We start from the raw sequence: 17,073 nt of genomic DNA, 5'->3' as shown, positions 1-17,073 counted from the left end.
CGCGGCCCTCAGCGCGGCGGCGCCTGCCGGCGGCCGAGCACGCGCTCGAGCACCTTGCCGACGATCGCTCCCTTGAGCAGACCCTTGAGCAGTCCCACGACGACCTCCTCGTCCCCGCACCGCCCGGGCGGCGGCGTGCCCCCACGGTGGGGCACGCGGGGGCGGTGCGCGAGCGGAGGCGTTGACCGGGCCCCGGACGACTGGGTAGCGTCGACCTGAAAGGTTTCAGCTCCCAGGACAGCGAGGTCCGACGCCGATGACCGCCACCTCCACCACCCCCTCCTCCGCACCCGCGCCCGTCACGGACTGGCGCGCGCGGATGGTCGCCGCCGCCGACGACCACGCCGGCGCCCCCCTGCTGCGCGGCGCGTTCCGCCTCGACGGGGGTCACGGCGAGGTGCGCCGCGCCGCCCTGCACGTCACCGCCCTCGGCGTCGTCGAGCCCGTCCTGGACGGCGTCCCCGTCGCCGACGAGGTCCTGACCCCCGGCTGGTCCAGCTACGAGTGGCGGCTGCGGTACCGCAGCCACGACGTCACCGAGCGCCTGCGCCAGGACGCGCGCGGGGAGCACGTGCTGGGCCTGGCGCTGGGACGCGGCTGGGCCGTCGGCCGCCTCGGCTGGACCGGCCGCAGCGGCTTCTACGCCGACCGCCCCGCCGCGCTGGCGCAGCTGGAGGTGGAGTTCGCCGACGGCCACCGCCAGGTCGTGGCCACCGACGCGACGTGGACGGCGGGTCCCTCGGCGGTCCTGGCGAACGACCTGTACGACGGGCAGACCGTCGACGCGCGCCGCGACCCCGGCGACTGGGCCGTCCCCGGCGCGCCCGCCGACGGGTGGGGCCCCGTCGAGGAGGTGCCCTTCGACACCGCGCGGCTGACGCCGCACGCCGGCCCGCCCGTGCGCCGGCAGGAGGTCGTGCGCCCGCAGCGGGTGTGGACGTCGCCAGCCGGCGAGCTGCTGCTGGACCTGGGGCAGAACCTCGTCGGCTGGCTGCGCCTGCGCGTGCGCGGCGAGGCGGGGCAGGAGGTCGTCGTCCGCCACGCCGAGGTCCTCGAGCACGACGAGCTGGGCGTCCGGCCGCTGCGCTCGGCGGCCGCCACCGACCGGTTCGTGCTGTCCGGCGGCGACGACGGGTTCGAGCCGACGTTCACCTTCCACGGGTTCCGCTACGCCGGGCTGACCGGCTGGCCCGGCGGCGAGGAGGGCCTGCGCCGCGCCGTGGACGCCGGTGACGTCGAGGCCGTCGTCGTGCACTCCGACCTGCGCCGCACGGGTGAGTTCGGGTGCTCGCACGAGCTGCTCGAGCAGTTCCACCGCAACGTCGTCTGGGGGCTCCGCGGGAACTTCCTCGACGTCCCCACCGACTGCCCGCAGCGCGACGAGCGGCTGGGGTGGACCGGCGACCTGTCCGCGTTCGCGCCCACCGCCGCGTACCTGTACGACGTGTCGGGGTTCCTGCGGGACTGGCTGGCCGACCTGCGCGCCGAGCAGCGCGCCGCCGACGGGATGGTCGCCTTCGTCGTCCCCGACGTGCTGAAGTTCCAGGACCGGCCCGGCGGCCTGCCGGCGCAGGAGTCGACCGCCCTGTGGAGCGACGCGGCGGTGTGGGTGCCGTGGGCGCTGTGGCAGGCGTACGGCGACCGGGAGGTGCTGGCGGAGTCGTTCACCTCGATGGCCGCCCACGTCGACCGCGTCGAGTCGCTGCTGTCCCCGACGGGGTTGTGGGACACCGGGTTCCAGTTCGGCGACTGGCTGGACCCGCAGGCGCCGCCGGAGGACCCGTTCCGGGCCCGCGCCGACCCCGGCGTGGTCGCGACCGCGTGCGCGTTCCGCAGCGCGCACCTGGTGGCGCAGGCCGCCGCGCTGCTGGGCCGCGACGGCGACGCGCAGCGCTACGGGGCGCTGGCCGAGCGCCTGCGCACCGCGTTCGGCGAGCACTACGTGGGCGAGGACGGCACCGTCACCAGCGACTGCCCCACGGTCTACGCGCTGGCCGTCGTGTTCGGGCTGCTCGAGGGCGAGGTGCGCCGGCGCGCCGGGGACCGGCTGGCGGAACTGGTCACCGGCGCCGGCCACCGCATCGCCACGGGCTTCGCCGGCACCCCCTTCGTCACCGACGCCCTCACCCTCACCGGGCACCTGGACGACGCCTACCGCCTGCTGCTGCAGACGGAGTGCCCCTCGTGGCTGTACCCGGTGACGATGGGCGCCACCACGGTGTGGGAGCGCTGGGACTCGATGCTGCCGGACGGCTCGGTGAACCCCGGGGAGATGACGAGCTTCAACCACTACGCCCTGGGCGCCGTCGCGGACTGGGTGCACCGCACCGTCGCCGGCCTGGCGCCGCTGGAACCGGGCTACCGGCGCTCGCTCGTGGCGCCGCGTCCGGGCGGCGGGCTGACGTGGGCGCGCGGGGCCCTGCAGACCCCGCACGGGCGGCTGGCCGTCGCGTGGGAGCTGACCGACGGCCCGGACGGCGGGCGGGAGCTGGTCGTGGACGTCGAGGTGCCGGCGGGCACGAGCGCGCTGGTGCGCCTGCCCGGCCGCGACGACGAGGAGCTGGGCGCGGGCGTCCACCGGCTCACCGCGCCCGGCGTCGCGGGCGGCTGAGGGCGCGGAGCCGGCTGGGGCTCAGAGGTCCCAGGGGTCCAGCGGGACGCCCTGCCAGACCCGGCGGCGGCCGCCGGGACCGGTGGCCGCCTCCGCGCCCTCGCGCCGGTCCACGCCGTCCCACACGTGCACCGGGGTGGCGGTGGTGTCGGCGGCGGGCCAGCCGGGGTCGCCGTGGTGGACGAACCCCGTCCACGCGTCGACCATCCGCCGCGACAGGCGGGCCGCCGCCGGCGTGGGCCACACCCCCGGCACCCGCGGCCCGACGACCGGCAGCCGGCGGGCCAGCTCCAGCACCGGGACGGCGTGCAGCAGCACGTCCCACCCGCCGGGGTTGCCGAACGCGAACGGCAGGTCGACCGCGTGCGCGGCGCCCAGGCGGAACCCCAGCGCGGGGCTGCGCCAGGCGAACCGGGAGGAGAACGTGCGCCCGCCGCGGGCGGCGTGCCGGGCGGCGAAGCGGGTGGTCGGCTCGGCGAACACCGCGTCGGTCATCAGCGCGTCGGCGACGTCCCGCGGCGTCGCGGACGCGGGCAGCGCCGCCCGGTAGCGGGCGAAGCGGTCGGCGTCCAGGCGCGCGGCGAGCGCGAAGGCGCCCAGCTCGTCCTCGGTGCGGGCCGTGGGGCCCATGCCGGTGAGGGAGAACAGCCGCCACTCGTCGTCGTTGTGGCACACCAGCAGGTCCACGTCCGGGTCCCCGCCCGCGGCCGGGCCGTCGAACAGCGGCTCGGGCAGGAACTGCCCGCCGACGACGGGCACGTGCACGAGGCTGGCCGTGCCGCGGCGGGCCCGGCGGGCGGCGCTGGTGGCCTCGCGCTGCACGAACTCGGTGGCGGCCAGCAGCCGCACGGGCGGCAGCCCCGCGAACCCCGCGAGCGTGGCGGGCACCCGGGCGGCGCGCGCCACCCGCCGCGCCACGTCGTCGGCGACGGCCGGGGTCACGGTGTCGCCGTACACGCTGTGCGCGACCGCGCGCCGGAACAGCCCGCGCGCCGACGGTGCGCACAGCAGCGCGGCGACCGACCCGGCGCCCGCGGACTCCCCCGCCACCGTCACCCGCGCCGGGTCGCCGCCGAAGGCGGACACGTTGTCGCGCACCCACTCCAGGGCCGCGACCTGGTCGCGCAGGGCGCGGTTCCCCGGGGCGCCCGGTACGGCGAGGAACCCCTCGGCGCCCAGGCGGTAGTTCACGCTCACCACGAGCGTGCCGCGGCGCACGTGCGCGCGCGGGTGGTACGCGGGTGAGGACCCGGCCCCGGTGACGTAGGCGCCGCCGTGCACCCACACCAGGACGGGCCGCCCGTCCGGCGGGGCGGCGGGCGCGGCCGGACCGGCGGGCGCGAAGACGTCCAGCGTCAGGTAGTCCCCGCCCGAGGCCGGCGTCCAGCCGTTCCCGGAGCGCGGGTCCTGCGGCGCCACGGGCGAGGGCGTGCGGGCCTCGCGGACCCCGCGGTGGGCCGGCACGGGCTGCGGGGCCTGGAAGCGGTACCGGCCCACGGGCGGCGCGGCGTACGGCAGGCCGCGGAAGGCCTCGACCCCGTCGACGGGGTCCAGCCCCCGCACCCGACCGCTCGTGGTGACGACGACCCTGCCCACCGGACCTCCCGCGCGACGACGACCCACGACGCGGCGAGGCTACGTCGGCCCGCGGGCGGGGGCCCGGGCGGGCGTCAGAGCGCCAGGACCTCCGGGTCGGCCAGCTGCGCGACGGCGGCGCGCGCCGCGGCCGCGTCGTCGGCGGCCAGGGCGGCCGCGGCCAGGCGGCGGCAGTCCTCGACGCTCGTGCGGGACAGGGCGAAGCGGACGGCGGGCACGGCGGCGGGGGCCATCGACAGGCTGCGCACCCCCAGGCCGACGAGGACGAGGGCCAGCAGCGGGTCGCGGGCCGCCTCCCCGCACACGCCGACGCTGCGCCCGGCGGCGGCGCCGGCCGCGCCGGTCAGGCCCACGAGCTGCAGGACGGCCGGCTGCCAGGGGTCGAGCAGGTCGGCCAGCTCCCCGGCGAGGCGGTCGGCGGCCATCGTGTACTGGGTCAGGTCGTTGGTGCCGACGCTGACGAAGTCCAGCCCGGCCGCCAGCAGCGCGTCCGCGCGCAGGGCCGCGGCGGGGACCTCGACCATCGCGCCGACGACGCCCAGGCCGGCGGCGCGGGCCCGCCCGGCGAAGTCGGCCGCCTCCGCGGGCGTGGAGACCATGGGAGCCATGACCCACGGCGTGGTGCCGGTGCGCTCGGCGGCCGCGGCCAGCGCGGTCAGCTGGTCGGTGAGCAGCTGCGGGTGCCGGCGCGCGGTGCGCAGGCCCCGCACGCCGAGGGCGGGGTTCTCCTCGGCCTCCACCTCGACGAAGGCCAGCGGCTTGTCGGCGCCGGCGTCCAGGGTGCGCACGACGACCTTGCGCTCGCCGAAGGCGCGCAGCACCCGCGCGTAGGCGTCGGTCTGCTCCTCGACGGTCGGGGCGCTCGCGCGCTCCAGGAAGAGCACCTCGGTGCGGAACAGGCCGACGCCCTCGACGTCGTGGGCGGCCGCGCGCTCGGCGTCCTCGACGGTGCCGACGTTGGCCAGCAGGGCGACCGCGGTGCCGTCGGCGGTGGCGCCGGGACCGCCCGAGGCGCTCGCCAGGGCCTCGCGCACGGCGCGGCGGCGCTCCACCTCGGCGCGCACGTCCTCGCCGGGCTCGACGACGACGGTGCCCGCCCGGGCGTCCACGGCCACCGGCGCGCCCGGGCGCAGCCGCTGGGCGCCGGTCACCCGCACGACGCAGGGGACGTCGAGCTGCGCGGCGATGATCGCGGTGTGGCTGGTGGGGCCGCCCAGCTCGGTGACGATGCCGACGACCTTCGCCAGGTCCAGGGCGGCGGTGTCGGCGGGGGCCAGGTCGGCGGCCACGACGACCGAGGGGCCGGTCAGCTGCGGCACGCCGGGCTGGGCCAGCCCCAGGACGTGGGCGACGACGCGGTCGCGCACGTCGCGCAGGTCGGTGACGCGCTCGGCGAGGTAGGGGCCGCTGGCGGCCAGGACGGCGCAGAAGCCCTCCACGGCCTCGTCGACGGCCGTGGCCGGGCCGGTGCCGGCGCGCAGCCGGCGCTCCACGTCGCCGAGCAGGCCGGGGTCCTCGGCCATGAGGGCGGTGGCCGCGAGCACGTCGGCGGTGGTGCCGCCGGCGGAGGCGGCGCGCTCGCGCAGCGTCGCGGCGACGGCGGCGAAGGCGGCCCGCACGGCCGCCAGCGCCGCCTCGGGGTCGGCCGGGGCGGCCTCGTCGGCCGGCGGGCGGGCGGCGGGGGCGACGAGGACGACGGAGCCCACCGCGGCGGACGTGCCCACGCCCACCCCGGTCAGGACGTCACCGGCGCCCGCGGCGTCGGCAGGACTGGTGGGGGTGGGCGTGGTGGTCACGGCGGTGGGCTCCTTCGTCTCGCGCTGCGGGTGGTGCGGGTGCTGCGGGTGCTCAGGCGTCGTGGTCGGTCTCGACCAGCTCGGCCAGGCGGGCCAGCGCCTCGTCGGCGCCCTCGCCCTCGGCGGTCAGCACGACGCGCTCGCCGTGCTGGGCGCCCAGGCCCATCACCATGAGGATGCTGCGGGCGTCGACGGGGTCGCCGCCGTCCTTGGCGATCGTCACGGGCAGGCCCGTGGCGGTGGCCGCCTGGACGAACAGCGAGGCGGGGCGGGCGTGCAGGCCGACGCGGGAGCCGACGACGGCGGTGCGGGTGCTCACGGGGTTCTCCTCCGGTGCTGGGGGGGGGTGCTGCTCGGGTCCGGTCTCAGGCCGCGACGGCCTGGGCGTCGGCCTTCTCGGCGACGGCGGGCGAGCCGGCGCGGTGGAAGCCCTTGAACGCGATGACGGCGGCGGCCGTGACGGCGGTGCCGACGAGGATGGCCAGCAGGTACAGCAGCGGCTGGCCGACGAGGCCGAAGACGACCACGCCGCCGTGGGGGGCGCGCAGCGTGCTGCCGAAGGCCATCACCAGGCCGCCGGTGACGCCCGAGCCGATCATCGCGGCGGGCAGGATGCGCAGCGGCGCGGCCGCGGCGAACGGGATGGCGCCCTCGGTGATGAAGAAGGAGCCCAGCAGGACCGCGGCCTTGCCGTTCTGCCGCTCGGCCTCGGTGAACAGGCGCTTGCGCACGAAGGTGGCGACGGCGATGCCCAGCGGCGGGGTCATGCCGGCGGCCATGACGGCGGCCATGACGCGCAGCTCCACGGGGCTGCCGGAGCTGGCGGCCGCGGTGGCCAGGCCGGTGGTGGCGAACGTGTAGGCCACCTTGTTGATCGGCCCGCCCAGGTCCGCGGCCATCATGACGCCGAGGATGACGCCCAGCAGCACGATCCCGCTGCCGGACAGGGAGTTCAGGCCGTTGGTGAGGCTGTCCATGAGCCAGGCCAGCGGGCGGCCCAGGACGGCCAGCATGAGCCCGGCGGTGACGAGGGTCGCGACCAGCGGGATGACGACGACGGGCATGACGCCGCGCACCGCGTTGGGCACCTTGCGCCGCGCCAGCCACAGGGCGACGAAACCGCCGAGGAAACCGGCGACGAGGCCGCCGAGGAAACCGGCGCCCACCGCGACGGCCACCGAACCGCCGACGAAACCGGGGGCGATGCCCGGGCGGTCGGCGATGCCGAAGGCGATGAAACCGGCCAGCACGGGCACGAGGAAGCCGAACGCCGTGCCGCCCACGACGAACATCAGCCCGGCCCAGTCCTGGCGCGAGAGCGGGTCGAACCCGGCGATGAGGTCGTCGGCGGTGACGCTGACGATCTCGTAGCCGCCGAGCATGAACGACAGGGCGATGAGGATGCCGCCCGCGGCGACGAACGGGATCATGTAGCTGACACCGGTCATCAGCCACTGCCGCACGCGGGTGCCGACCCCGGCGCCCGCGGTGACCTTGGTGGCCAGGGCCGGGCCGCCGGCCACGGGCGAGCCGGGCACGTCGTCGCCCGGCTGCACGGCCGGCCCGCCGGCGGTGCGGGCGGGGGCGGACCCGACGGCGGCGACCGCGGCGGCGACGACCCCGGGGGCGTCGGCGACGGCCTTCTTGACGCCGACGTCGACGCTGGGCAGGCCCGCGAAGCGGCCCTTGTCGCGCACCTCCAGGTCGGCGGCGTAGATGACGCCGTCGGCGGCGGCGATGACGGCCGGGTCCAGGGGCGCCGAGCCGGCGGCCCCCTGGGTCTCGACGACGACCTCGTGACCGGCGGCCTTGCCGGCCTGCTCGAGGGCCTCGGCGGCCATGTACGTGTGGGCGATGCCCGTGGGGCACGACGTGATCGCGACGAACTTCATCGTCCGTACACCTCTCGGAGGACGGTCGAGGCGACCGACGCGGCGTCGGGGGCCTCGAGGAGGGACTGGCGGAAGGAGGCGTGCACGAGCTTGCGGGCGAGCGCGGCGAGGATCGTCAGGTGGTCCGACTCCCCCGTCGTGGGCGCCGCGATGAGGAAGACGAGGTTGGCGGGGCCGTCGGGGGCGCCGAAGTCGACGCGCTCGCCGCTGACGACGCGGCCGACGGCGAGGCTGGGGACGGTGACGGCCTCGGAGCGCGCGTGCGGCAGGCCGATGCCGCCGGGGATGCCGGTGGCCATCTGCTCCTCGCGGGCGGCGACGTCGGCGAGGAAGCGCTCGCGGTCGGTGACCCGCCCGGCCGCGACGAGGGTGTCCGCCAGCTGGCGGGTGGCGTCGCCCTTGTCGGCGGCGACGAGGTCGGCGATCACCAGGTCGGCGGTGATCAGGTCGGGCGTGGTGCCCTGCTGCTGGCTGGCGGTGTCGCTCACGGCGCGAACTCCTTGACGCTGGTGTCGGGGTCGGGATCGGTCACGACGCGGACGCCGGCGGCGCCGGCGGGCGTCTCGTCGGGTCCGGGGACGGCGCTGCCGGGCAGCAGGACCGCGGCGCGGCCCCAGCTGACGGCGGTGCGCAGGCGCTCGGCGGCCGGGCCGCCGGCGTGCAGGTAGCCGGCCAGGGTGCAGTCGCCCGCGCCCACGGTGCTGCGCGGCACGAGCGGCTCGCCGCCGGCCCAGACGGTCTCGCGCGGGGTGACGAGCAGGGCGCCCGCGCCGCCGAGGGAGACGAGGACGTCGGCGCGCCGGGCGCCGCGCGCGCGCAGCTCGGCCACGGCGGCCAGCACGTCGCCCACGGTCTGCAGCTCGCGGGCCACGAGCTCGGCCAGCTCCTCCAGGTTGGGCTTGACCACGTCCGGGTCGGCGGCCACGGCGGCGGCCAGGGCGTCCCCGGAGGTGTCCACCGCGGTGGCGACCCCGGCCTCGCGGCCCAGGGCGACGACGCGGGCGTGGACGTCGGCGGGCGCGCCCGGCGGCAGGCTGCCGCAGGAGACCAGCCAGCGGGGCCCGACGGTCAGGCGCGCGCGCACGGTGCGCAGCAGCGCGTCGACCTCCGGGGCGGACAGCACCGGCCCGGGCTCGTTGAGCTTGGTGGTGGTGCCGTCGGCCTCGACGACGGTGGTGTTGGTGCGGATGGCGCCGGCCACGGCGACGGGCACGACGTCGACGCGCTGGGGGGCCAGCAGGCCGACGAGCCGGTCGCCGTCGACGCCGCCGGAGGGCACGACCGCGCTGGCGCGGTGCCCGTGGCGGGCCAGCGCGCGGGCGACGTTGACGCCCTTGCCGCCGGCCTCGACGAACGCGGCGGTGGCCCGGTGGACCTCCCCGCGGGTCAGGACGGCCAGCTCGACCGTGTGGTCGACGCTGGGGTTGGGGGTGACGGTGAGGACGAGGTCCCCGGTGGGCGCGCCGGGCGCCCCGGCGGGCGGGGTGCTCACGCGAGCACCACCCGGACGCCGGCGGACTCCAGCTCGGCGACGATCGCCGGGTCCGCCCCGCTGTCGGTGATCACGGTGTCGATCCCTTCCAGGTCGGCGACGTGCGCGAAGTCGTCGCGGCCGAGCTTGGTGTGGTCGGCCAGCACGACGGTGCGGCGGGCCGCGCGGATGAGCGCCCGCTTGACGGTGGCCTCGTGCAGGTCGGGCGTGGTCAGCCCGCGCTGGGGGGTCAGGCCGTTGGTGCCCAGGAAGCAGACGTCGGCGAAGACCTCGGCCAGCGCCCGCTCGGCCCAGCCGCCGACGGCGGCCAGGGTGCGCCCGCGCACCTGCCCGCCGACCAGGTGCAGCGTGGTCCCGGCGATCGCGGAGACCGCCTGGGCGACCTGCAGGCCGTGGGTGACGACGACCAGGTCGCGGTCGGGCGGCAGCAGCTCGGCCAGGCGCACGGTGGTGGTGCCGGCGTCCAGGAGCACCGAGCCGCCGTCGGGCAGCTCGGCCAGGGCGGCCTTGGCGATGCGGTCCTTCTCGGCGGCCCGCGCGGACTGCCGCTCCCCCACCGCGGGCTCGTGCCCGAGCCGCTCGACGGGGATGGCCCCGCCGTGCACGCGGCGCAGGACGCCGCGCCGCTCGAGGGCGGTCAGGTCGCGGCGGATGGTCTCCGGGGTGACGTCGAGGACGTCGGCCAGCGCGGTGACCTCGACCCGGCCCGCGTCGCGGGCGCGGTCGAGGATCGCCTGGTGGCGCTCCGTCGCGTACATCGAGACTCCGTCGTCCGTCGTGGTCGTGCCCGGACCTGTGGTCCGTGGGCACGAGTGTGCGCCCGTTCGGGCACGGAGTCAAGCAAACGGACGAAACCGGACTGCCCGTTTCTGCCCGTTCACCGTCCGGGGTGCGCCGGGTGCCCGGACGGACCCGCACGCGCGACGGCGCGCCCACCGGCCGGAGCCGGGGACGCGCCGTCGCGGGTGCGGGTCGGGTGCGAGCGTCAGGCGTCGATGCGGTCGCGGTCCAGCCGCTCGGCGCCGGAGACGATGAAGTCCTTGCGCGGGGCGACCTCGTTGCCCATGAGCAGCTCGAACACCCGCTCGGCCACCTCCGCGTCGCGCACCGTGACGCGGCGCAGGGTGCGGTGGCCGGGGTCCATCGTCGTCTCGGCGAGCTGGTCCGCGTCCATCTCCCCCAGGCCCTTGTAGCGCTGGATGGGCTCCCTCCAGCGCCGGCCGCGCTTGCGCAGATCCGCGGTCACCCGGCGCATCTCGGCGTCGGAGTAGGTGTAGACCACCTCGTTCTTCGCCCGGCCCGCCCCGACCACGTCGATGCGGTGCAGCGGCGGGACGGCCGCGAAGACCCGGCCGGCGTCGACCAGCGGGCGCATGTACCGGAAGAACAGCGTCAGCAGCAGCGTGCGGATGTGGGCGCCGTCGACGTCGGCGTCCGTCATGAGGATGACCTTGCCGTAGCGGGCCGCGGACAGGTCGAAGCTGCGCCCCGAGCCCGCCCCGACCACCTGGATGATCGAGGCGCACTCGGCGTTCTTCAGCATGTCCGCCACGGACGCCTTCTGGACGTTGAGGATCTTCCCCCGCAGCGGCAGCAGCGCCTGGTGCTCGGAGTCGCGCGCGCGCATGGCCGTGCCCAGCGCCGAGTCGCCCTCGACGAGGAACAGCTCCGAGCGCTCGACGTCGTCGGAGCGGCAGTCCTTCAGCTTCGCCGGCAGGGAGGAGGACTCCAGGGCGTTCTTGCGCCGCTGGGTCTCCTTGTGCAGGCGCGCGGAGATGCGCGTCTTCATCTCCGAGACGACCTTCTCCAGCAGCAGGGCGGTCTGCTGCTTGTCGTCGCGGCGCGGGGAGGAGAACACCTCGCCCAGCTCGCGCTCGACCACGCGCGTGACGATCTGGCGCACGGCCGGGGTGCCCAGCACCTCCTTGGTCTGCCCCTCGAACTGCGGCTCGGCCAGGCGCACCGTCACCACGGCCGTCATGCCGGCCTGCACGTCGTCGCGCTCGAGCTTGTCGTCCTTGCCGACCTTCAGGCGGCGCGCGGCGGCGTCCACCTGCTTCTTCACCGCGCGCAGCACGGCCGCGTCGAAGCCGGCCAGGTGGGTGCCGCCCTTGGGCGTGGCGATGATGTTGACGAACGAGCGCACCACCGTGTCGTATCCGGTGCCCCAGCGCAGCGCGACGTCCACGACGCACTCGCGCTCGACCTCGGTGGGGCTCATGTGCCCGTCCTCGTCCAGGACCGGCACGGTCTCGCGGAAGGTGTCCGAGCCCTGCAGGCGCCACACCGCCGTCAGCGGCGTGCCCGGGGACAGGTACTCCGCGTACTCGCTGATGCCGCCGTCGTGCTGGAAGACCTCCTCCACCGGCCCGTCCTCGCCCGGCGTGCCCGGCAGGCGGCGCTCGTCGCGCACGACGATGCGCAGACCCGGCACGAGGAAGGAGGTCTGGCGGGCGCGGTCGGCCAGGTCGGCGTAGGAGAAGCGCGCCTCGCGGACGAACACCTGCGGGTCGGCCCAGTACCGCACCCGGGTGCCGGTGACGCCGCGCTTGGCGCGCCCGACGACCTCCAGGCCCGTGGTGGGCGTGAAGGGGGCCTCCGGGCCCTCGCCGGCGAAGCGGCCGGGCACGCCGCGGCGGAAGCTCGCCGCGTGCGTCTTGCCGCCGCGGTCCACCTCGACGTCCAGGCGCGCGGACAGGGCGTTGACGACGCTGGCGCCCACGCCGTGCAGGCCGCCGGAGGCCGAGTAGGAGCCGCCGCCGAACTTGCCGCCGGCGTGCAGGTGGGTGAAGACGACCTCGACGCCCGACAGGCCGGTGCGCGGCTCGACGTCGACGGGGATGCCGCGGCCGTCGTCGCGCACCTCCACCGAGCCGTCCGGGTGCAGCACGACGTCGATGCGGTGGCAGTGCCCGCCCAGGGCCTCGTCGACGGAGTTGTCGATGACCTCCCACAGGCAGTGCATGAGCCCGCGCGAGTCCGTGGACCCGATGTACATGCCGGGCCGCTTGCGCACGGCCTCCAGCCCCTCGAGGACCAGCAGGTGGGCGGCGGTGTAGCCGTCGGAGTCGTCGGGGCCCCGGCGGGCGCCCGCGCGGGCGGGAGGAGGTGTCACGCCCGCGAGGTTACGTGCCGGCGCCGACAGCGCCCGGGAGCGCCCGGGAGCGCCCGGCAGCCGTGTCGCGGGTCCCCCCGCGACCCGGTGTGACCGAGACCACCTCCGCCGACAGCGAACGGACTGCTCCACCGGTGTGGGAACGCGCGCGCCGGGGGCAGGGTTGGGAGAAGGTGAGAGCGGGAGCAGGTCGCTGCCGCCCGCCACGCGCTGTACGGAAGGAGTCGCGAGTGACCACCACCGCCCTTGCCCACGACCCCATGACGGCCGCCGACCGGTGCGACCGGTGCGGCGCCCAGGCCTACGTGCGCGTCCTGCTGTCCTCCGGCGGCGAGCTGCTGTTCTGCGGTCACCACGGCCGCGAGCACCGCGACGCGCTGCAGGGTGTCGCGCGCGACATCCAGGACGAGACGCGCAAGCTGGCCACCACGCCGGCCACCGCGCCGTCCGACGAGCGCTGACCGGCTGACGTGCGCACCGCTCCCGGCCCGGGAGCCCTGACGAGACGAGCCCGGGGTCCCCGCGATGGGTGACCCCGGGCTCGTCCTCGTCGCGCTGGCCGTCGCCGTCGGCATCGTCGGCGTCGTCCTGCCGGTCCTGCCCGGCACCCTCCTCGTCGCGGCCGCCACCCTCGTGTGGGCGCTCGTCACCGGTGGCGCCGCCTGGTGGTGGTGGGCCGGGGTCGTCGCCGTCCTGGTGGCCGGTCAGGTCGCCATGTACCTCGTGCCCGGCCGGCGCATGACGCGCGCCGGGATCCGCACCCGCAGCCTGCTGCTGGGCGGGCTGCTCGGGGTCGTCGGCTTCTTCGTCGTCCCGGTCCTCGGGCTGGTCCTCTGCTTCGTGCTCGGCGTCTTCCTCGCCGAGCTGGCCCGCGCGACCCGCCCGGCCGCCGGCACGGGCGGGTCCGGCGCCCTGCGACCGGCGGTCGCGTCGACCGTCGTGGCGCTCAAGAACGTCGGGCTGAGCATCCTCATCGAGGGCTCGGCCGCCCTGCTGGCGGCGCTGGTGTGGGTGGCGGGGGCGCTGGCGCTGCGCTGAACCGCCCCCGCACGTGCGAGAGGCCCCCACCGCGGTCGCGGTGGGGGCCTCTCGCACGTGCTGCCGGATCAGTCCAGGTAGTCGCGCAGCACCTGCGAGCGCGAGGGGTGGCGCAGCTTGGACATCGTCTTGGACTCGATCTGGCGGATCCGCTCGCGGGTCACGCCGTAGACCTTGCCGATCTCGTCGAGCGTCTTGGGCTGGCCGTCGGTGAGGCCGAAGCGCATCGACACCACACCGGCCTCGCGCTCGGACAACGTGTCGAGCACCGAGTGCAGCTGCTCCTGCAGCAGCGTGAAGCTCACCGCGTCGGCGGGCACGACGGCCTCGGAGTCCTCGATGAGGTCGCCGAACTCGCTGTCGCCGTCCTCGCCCAGCGGGGTGTGCAGCGAGATGGGCTCGCGGCCGTACTTCTGGACCTCGACGACCTTCTCGGGGGTCATGTCGAGCTCCTTGGCGAGCTCCTCCGGCGTGGGCTCGCGGCCCAGGTCCTGCAGCATCTGCCGCTGGACGCGGGCGAGCTTGTTGATGACCTCGACCATGTGCACCGGGATGCGGATGGTGCGGGCCTGGTCGGCCATGGCGCGGGTGATGGCCTGGCGGATCCACCACGTCGCGTAGGTCGAGAACTTGTAGCCCTTGGTGTAGTCGAACTTCTCCACCGCGCGGATGAGGCCGAGGTTGCCCTCCTGGATCAGGTCCAGGAAGAGCATGCCGCGCCCGGTGTAGCGCTTGGCCAGGGAGACGACCAGGCGCAGGTTGGCCTCGAGCAGGTGGTTCTTGGCCCGGCGGCCGTCCTCGCTGATCCACCACAGCTCGCGCTTGAGCGTCTGGTCGGTGACGTCGCCGGAGTGCAGCTTCTCCTCGGCGAACAGGCCGGCCTCGATGCGCTTGGCGAGCTCGACCTCCTGCTCGGCGTTGAGGAGGGCGACCTTGCCGATCTGCTTGAGGTAGTCCTTGACCGGGTCCGCGGTGGCGCCGGCGGTGGCGACCTGCTGGGCCGGGGCGTCGTCGTCGTCGTCGGTGAGCACGAAGCCCCCGGCGGTCGGCTTGGCGGGACCGGAGTCCGCCTCGGCCTCGGGAGCGGTCTCCTCGTCGGCGGCGGTCTCCTCGGCGGGCGCCTCGGTGACCGCGTCGGCGGCGTCGACGTCGGCGAGCAGGTCCTCCTCGCGCACCTCGTCCTCGGCGGGCTCCCCGCCCTCGGGGGCGCCGGTGGCGGGAGCCGCGGCGGGAGCGGCCGGAGCCGTCTTGGCGGTCTTGCGGGCGGCGGTCTTGGCGCGGGTGGCGCGCTTGGCGGGCGCGGTGCCGTCGGCGTCGGCGGTGCCGTCCACCGCGGGCGCGGCGGTCGTGGCGGGGGCCGCGGCGCGCTTGGCGGGCCGGGCGGTCTTGGTGGCGGTGGCGGTCGACGTCGCCCGGCGGGTCCCGGCGGCCGCGACGGCGCGCTTGGGGGCGGCCTCGGGCACGCGGACGGTGATGCCGGCGTCGTCGAGGGCGCGCAGGACGACCTTCATGCGCTGCACGGGCAGCTGGGCGTCCTCGCACGCGGTGCGGACGGCGTGGGCGTCGACGAAGCCGTGGGTGGTGCCGTGCTGCATGAGCTCCTGGAAGGGAGCGGTCGCGAACTCGGGCGGGAGAGGCCGGGAGGTCGGTGCCGACGACACGAACTGCCTTTCGTCGAGGGGCGGAACGGGCCGCGCGGGCAGCGGCCGACGACGTCAACACCAGCGGGTGGGGGTTCATGCCCGGTGACTGCCCGGTGACGACGTCAAAGGACCATTCTGGCACGCCGCGGGCCGCGGCGACGCCCCGCGGGCGCACCGGCCGGGCCGCGCGGGCCGCTCACTCCTCCGGCTTGACCGCCAGGACGGGGCACGGCGCGTCGAGCAGGATGCGCTGCGCGCTGGCGCCGAGGATGAGCTTGCCGACGGGGGTGCGCCGGCGCAGGCCGATGACGATGAGCTGCGCGCCCGTCTGCTCCGCCGCGGTGATGAGGTCGTCGGCGGGGTCCTCGCTGTCGGGCACCTCGCGCAGCTCGTGCCCCAGGCCCGCGGTGTCCAGGTCGGCGCGCACGGCGTCGTGCACGGCCTCCAGCTGCGCCCTCTCGTCGGGGTCGGCCTCGCGGCCCGGTCGCACGCTGTGCACGACGACCAGGGGCTGGGCCAGCCGGACGGCCGCCGCGCCGGCGTCGCGCAGGGCGGTCCGGCCCTCGGGGTTGGCCACGTACCCGACGACGATGCCCATCGACGACCTCCTGCGTGCAGCGGCCCGGTGTGCGGCGGAGCGCGGGCCGGCCCGCGCGGCCGGCCGCAGGCCCGGGCGGCTCCTGCGGCGACGACCGTCGCGACCGTACTGCATGCCGCACCGGGCGCCGCGGGGACCGCCGGCCCGCGGCCGCGGGCCCGGTCGCTCGCCGGGTCCTCACCCGGTGGGGCCGGGCGGTCGCCGGCGCGGCGGCAGGCCGAGCGCCAGGGCCTGCGACAGCAGGCGCGCCAGCGGGTGGTCGGGGCGGGAGCGCAGCGCGGCGTCGACGGCGGCGCCCGCGCGCACGCCGTCGCCCAGGGACCACCACGCCCACGCCGCCACGGACCACGCCGGGGCGGCCGCCCTGCCCGGGCCCCACCGGGCGACGTCGGCCGCCAGGGCGGCGCTCGCGCGCGCCCGCACCGGGTCCGGCGGGGCGCCCAGCGCGGCCTCCAGGGCCAGGTGGCCGGCCACCGTGGCGGGGCCGGGCACCGCACCGGGGGCGGCGGCGCCGGCGGGCGCGCCCTCGACGAGCACGTCGGCGGCCCGCGAGCCGGTCGCGCCGGGCGCGGTGTCGGCCAGGACCGCGTCGCGCAGCCGCTCGTCCTCCAGCGCGGCCAGCAGCCGCCCGCACACCTCCGGGTCGGCGGCGGCGACCGGACCGGCCACCTCGTGGCGGGCCCGCTCGCCGCGCCACAGCGCCAGGTCCTCCCGCCGCCGCCCGGCGGTGACCGGCCGGCGGGCGTGCCGACGCCGGGCCCGGTCGGCGTCGCGGCGCGCGGGCGAGGCGGCCGGGGGCGCGTCGGGCAGCGCCAGCGCGTCGGCGCGCCCGGGCAGGGCGACCAGGCCGCGCAGCACCGCCTCGGCCGGCACCGGCCCGTCCGCCAGCTCGGAGGGGGGACGCCCGCCCGGCGGGCAGCACGCCTCGTCGGCGCACCACAGCGAGCGCCAGCCCGCGGGGGCCACCAGCAGGACGTCCAGCACCCGGGCGCGGCGCCCGGCGGCGTCGCGCAGCAGGTGCTCCACGAGCTCGCCCGCGGCCGGGGAGGGCCGCAGGCGCGGCGACGGCCCGGGCGCGGACGGGGAGCCGCCGGGGGGTGCGGCCCCGTCGTGCGCGGCGGCCCCGTCGTGCAGGACGAGGACGACCCGGGCCCCCGGCGGCCACCACGAGGCCAGGGCCGCGGGGGGGGGGGGGGGGGCGGGGGGGGGGGGGGGGGGGGGGGGGGGGGGGGCGGGCGGGGGCCCGGGCGGCGCGCCCCGCCCCCCCCGGGGGCCGGCGCGCGGTCCCCGGG

14 protein-coding genes are annotated in these 17,073 nt (G+C 77.4%); 3 read left to right on the top strand and 11 right to left on the bottom strand.

What is annotated here, in order from left to right; all coding sequences use genetic code 11:
- The first annotated feature begins 256 nt into the window (after nucleotides 1-256).
- Nucleotides 257-2,611 carry an alpha-L-rhamnosidase gene (locus AB8M62_RS18315; protein ID WP_373695000.1) on the top strand — a complete coding sequence of 785 codons (2,355 nt, stop codon included), beginning with the start codon at nucleotides 257-259 and terminating at the stop codon, nucleotides 2,609-2,611.
- A gap of 21 nt (nucleotides 2,612-2,632) precedes the next feature.
- Here AB8M62_RS18315 and AB8M62_RS18310 read toward each other — a convergent pair whose 3' ends face one another.
- The 8 genes from AB8M62_RS18310 to AB8M62_RS18275 all read right to left on the bottom strand — a co-directional run bounded on the left by AB8M62_RS18310 (nucleotide 2,633) and on the right by AB8M62_RS18275 (nucleotide 12,502).
- On the bottom strand, nucleotides 2,633-4,207 hold the full coding sequence (locus AB8M62_RS18310) for a carboxylesterase/lipase family protein (RefSeq protein ID WP_369070485.1): 1,575 nt from the start codon (nucleotides 4,205-4,207) through the stop codon (nucleotides 2,633-2,635).
- A 74-nt stretch (nucleotides 4,208-4,281) separates the two neighbouring features.
- A complete protein-coding gene (gene ptsP, locus AB8M62_RS18305; RefSeq protein ID WP_369070484.1) occupies nucleotides 4,282-6,003 on the bottom strand; it encodes a phosphoenolpyruvate--protein phosphotransferase in 1,722 nt (573 codons plus the stop codon).
- Between the two features lie 52 nt (nucleotides 6,004-6,055).
- On the bottom strand, nucleotides 6,056-6,322 hold the full coding sequence (locus AB8M62_RS18300) for an HPr family phosphocarrier protein (protein ID WP_369056254.1): 267 nt from the start codon (nucleotides 6,320-6,322) through the stop codon (nucleotides 6,056-6,058).
- Nucleotides 6,323-6,368: 46 nt separating this feature from the next.
- Nucleotides 6,369-7,895, bottom strand: coding sequence for a PTS fructose transporter subunit IIC (locus tag AB8M62_RS18295; protein WP_369070483.1), 1,527 nt, complete (start codon nucleotides 7,893-7,895; stop codon nucleotides 6,369-6,371).
- Complete coding sequence (locus tag AB8M62_RS18290; protein ID WP_369070482.1) at nucleotides 7,892-8,383, bottom strand: PTS sugar transporter subunit IIA; 492 nt, start codon at nucleotides 8,381-8,383, stop codon at nucleotides 7,892-7,894. Before AB8M62_RS18290 ends, AB8M62_RS18295 begins: the two co-directional genes overlap by 4 nt.
- Nucleotides 8,380-9,387, bottom strand: a complete 1,008-nt coding sequence (locus tag AB8M62_RS18285; protein ID WP_369056251.1) for a 1-phosphofructokinase family hexose kinase — start codon at nucleotides 9,385-9,387, stop codon at nucleotides 8,380-8,382. The genes AB8M62_RS18290 and AB8M62_RS18285 overlap by 4 nt, the downstream gene beginning before the upstream one ends.
- On the bottom strand, nucleotides 9,384-10,145 hold the full coding sequence (locus AB8M62_RS18280; protein WP_369056250.1) for a DeoR/GlpR family DNA-binding transcription regulator: 762 nt from the start codon (nucleotides 10,143-10,145) through the stop codon (nucleotides 9,384-9,386). The genes AB8M62_RS18285 and AB8M62_RS18280 overlap by 4 nt, the downstream gene beginning before the upstream one ends.
- A gap of 227 nt (nucleotides 10,146-10,372) precedes the next feature.
- Complete coding sequence (locus AB8M62_RS18275; protein WP_369070481.1) at nucleotides 10,373-12,502, bottom strand: DNA gyrase/topoisomerase IV subunit B; 2,130 nt, start codon at nucleotides 12,500-12,502, stop codon at nucleotides 10,373-10,375.
- Between the two features lie 230 nt (nucleotides 12,503-12,732).
- Here AB8M62_RS18275 and AB8M62_RS18270 point away from each other — a divergent pair, with 230 nt between their 5' ends.
- Nucleotides 12,733-12,963, top strand: a complete 231-nt coding sequence (locus AB8M62_RS18270) for a DUF7455 domain-containing protein (protein WP_373694999.1) — start codon at nucleotides 12,733-12,735, stop codon at nucleotides 12,961-12,963.
- A 64-nt stretch (nucleotides 12,964-13,027) separates the two neighbouring features.
- Nucleotides 13,028-13,540, top strand: a complete 513-nt coding sequence (locus tag AB8M62_RS18265; protein ID WP_369070480.1) for a DUF456 domain-containing protein — start codon at nucleotides 13,028-13,030, stop codon at nucleotides 13,538-13,540.
- Nucleotides 13,541-13,608: 68 nt separating this feature from the next.
- On the opposite strand, the gene AB8M62_RS18260 is transcribed toward AB8M62_RS18265, so the two are convergent.
- From AB8M62_RS18260 to AB8M62_RS18250, 3 genes are all read right to left on the bottom strand, one after another.
- The gene (locus AB8M62_RS18260; protein ID WP_369070479.1) at nucleotides 13,609-15,135 is read right to left on the bottom strand and encodes an RNA polymerase sigma factor; all 1,527 of its coding nucleotides are present in this window, start codon (nucleotides 15,133-15,135) and stop codon (nucleotides 13,609-13,611) included.
- A gap of 244 nt (nucleotides 15,136-15,379) precedes the next feature.
- A complete protein-coding gene (locus tag AB8M62_RS18255) occupies nucleotides 15,380-15,781 on the bottom strand; it encodes a universal stress protein (RefSeq protein ID WP_369056246.1) in 402 nt (133 codons plus the stop codon).
- A 177-nt stretch (nucleotides 15,782-15,958) separates the two neighbouring features.
- Nucleotides 15,959-16,915: a DUF4192 family protein gene (locus AB8M62_RS18250; RefSeq protein WP_369070493.1), complete on the bottom strand. Its 957-nt coding sequence runs from the start codon at nucleotides 16,913-16,915 to the stop codon at nucleotides 15,959-15,961.
- Nucleotides 16,916-17,073: the final 158 nt, after the last annotated feature.

The organism is Kineococcus terrestris, from assembly GCF_041020755.1.
GTDB classification, from domain to species: domain Bacteria; phylum Actinomycetota; class Actinomycetes; order Actinomycetales; family Kineococcaceae; genus Kineococcus; species Kineococcus terrestris.
Note: the sequence above shows the minus strand (reverse complement) of the source record. Positions and strands in the feature narration are given on the sequence as shown.

Bases quoted from the DNA above. Each gene is read 5' to 3' on its own strand.
- AB8M62_RS18315 (WP_373695000.1), top strand. From the start codon at position 257: ATGACCGCCACCTCCACCACCCCCTCCTCCGCACCCGCGCCCGTCACG.
- AB8M62_RS18295 (WP_369070483.1), bottom strand. From the start codon at position 7,895: ATGAAGTTCGTCGCGATCACGTCGTGCCCCACGGGCATCGCCCACACG.
- AB8M62_RS18280 (WP_369056250.1), bottom strand. From the start codon at position 10,145: ATGTACGCGACGGAGCGCCACCAGGCGATCCTCGACCGCGCCCGCGAC.
- AB8M62_RS18265 (WP_369070480.1), top strand. From the start codon at position 13,028: ATGGGTGACCCCGGGCTCGTCCTCGTCGCGCTGGCCGTCGCCGTCGGC.
- AB8M62_RS18260 (WP_369070479.1), bottom strand. From the start codon at position 15,135: ATGCAGCACGGCACCACCCACGGCTTCGTCGACGCCCACGCCGTCCGC.
- AB8M62_RS18255 (WP_369056246.1), bottom strand. From the start codon at position 15,781: ATGGGCATCGTCGTCGGGTACGTGGCCAACCCCGAGGGCCGGACCGCC.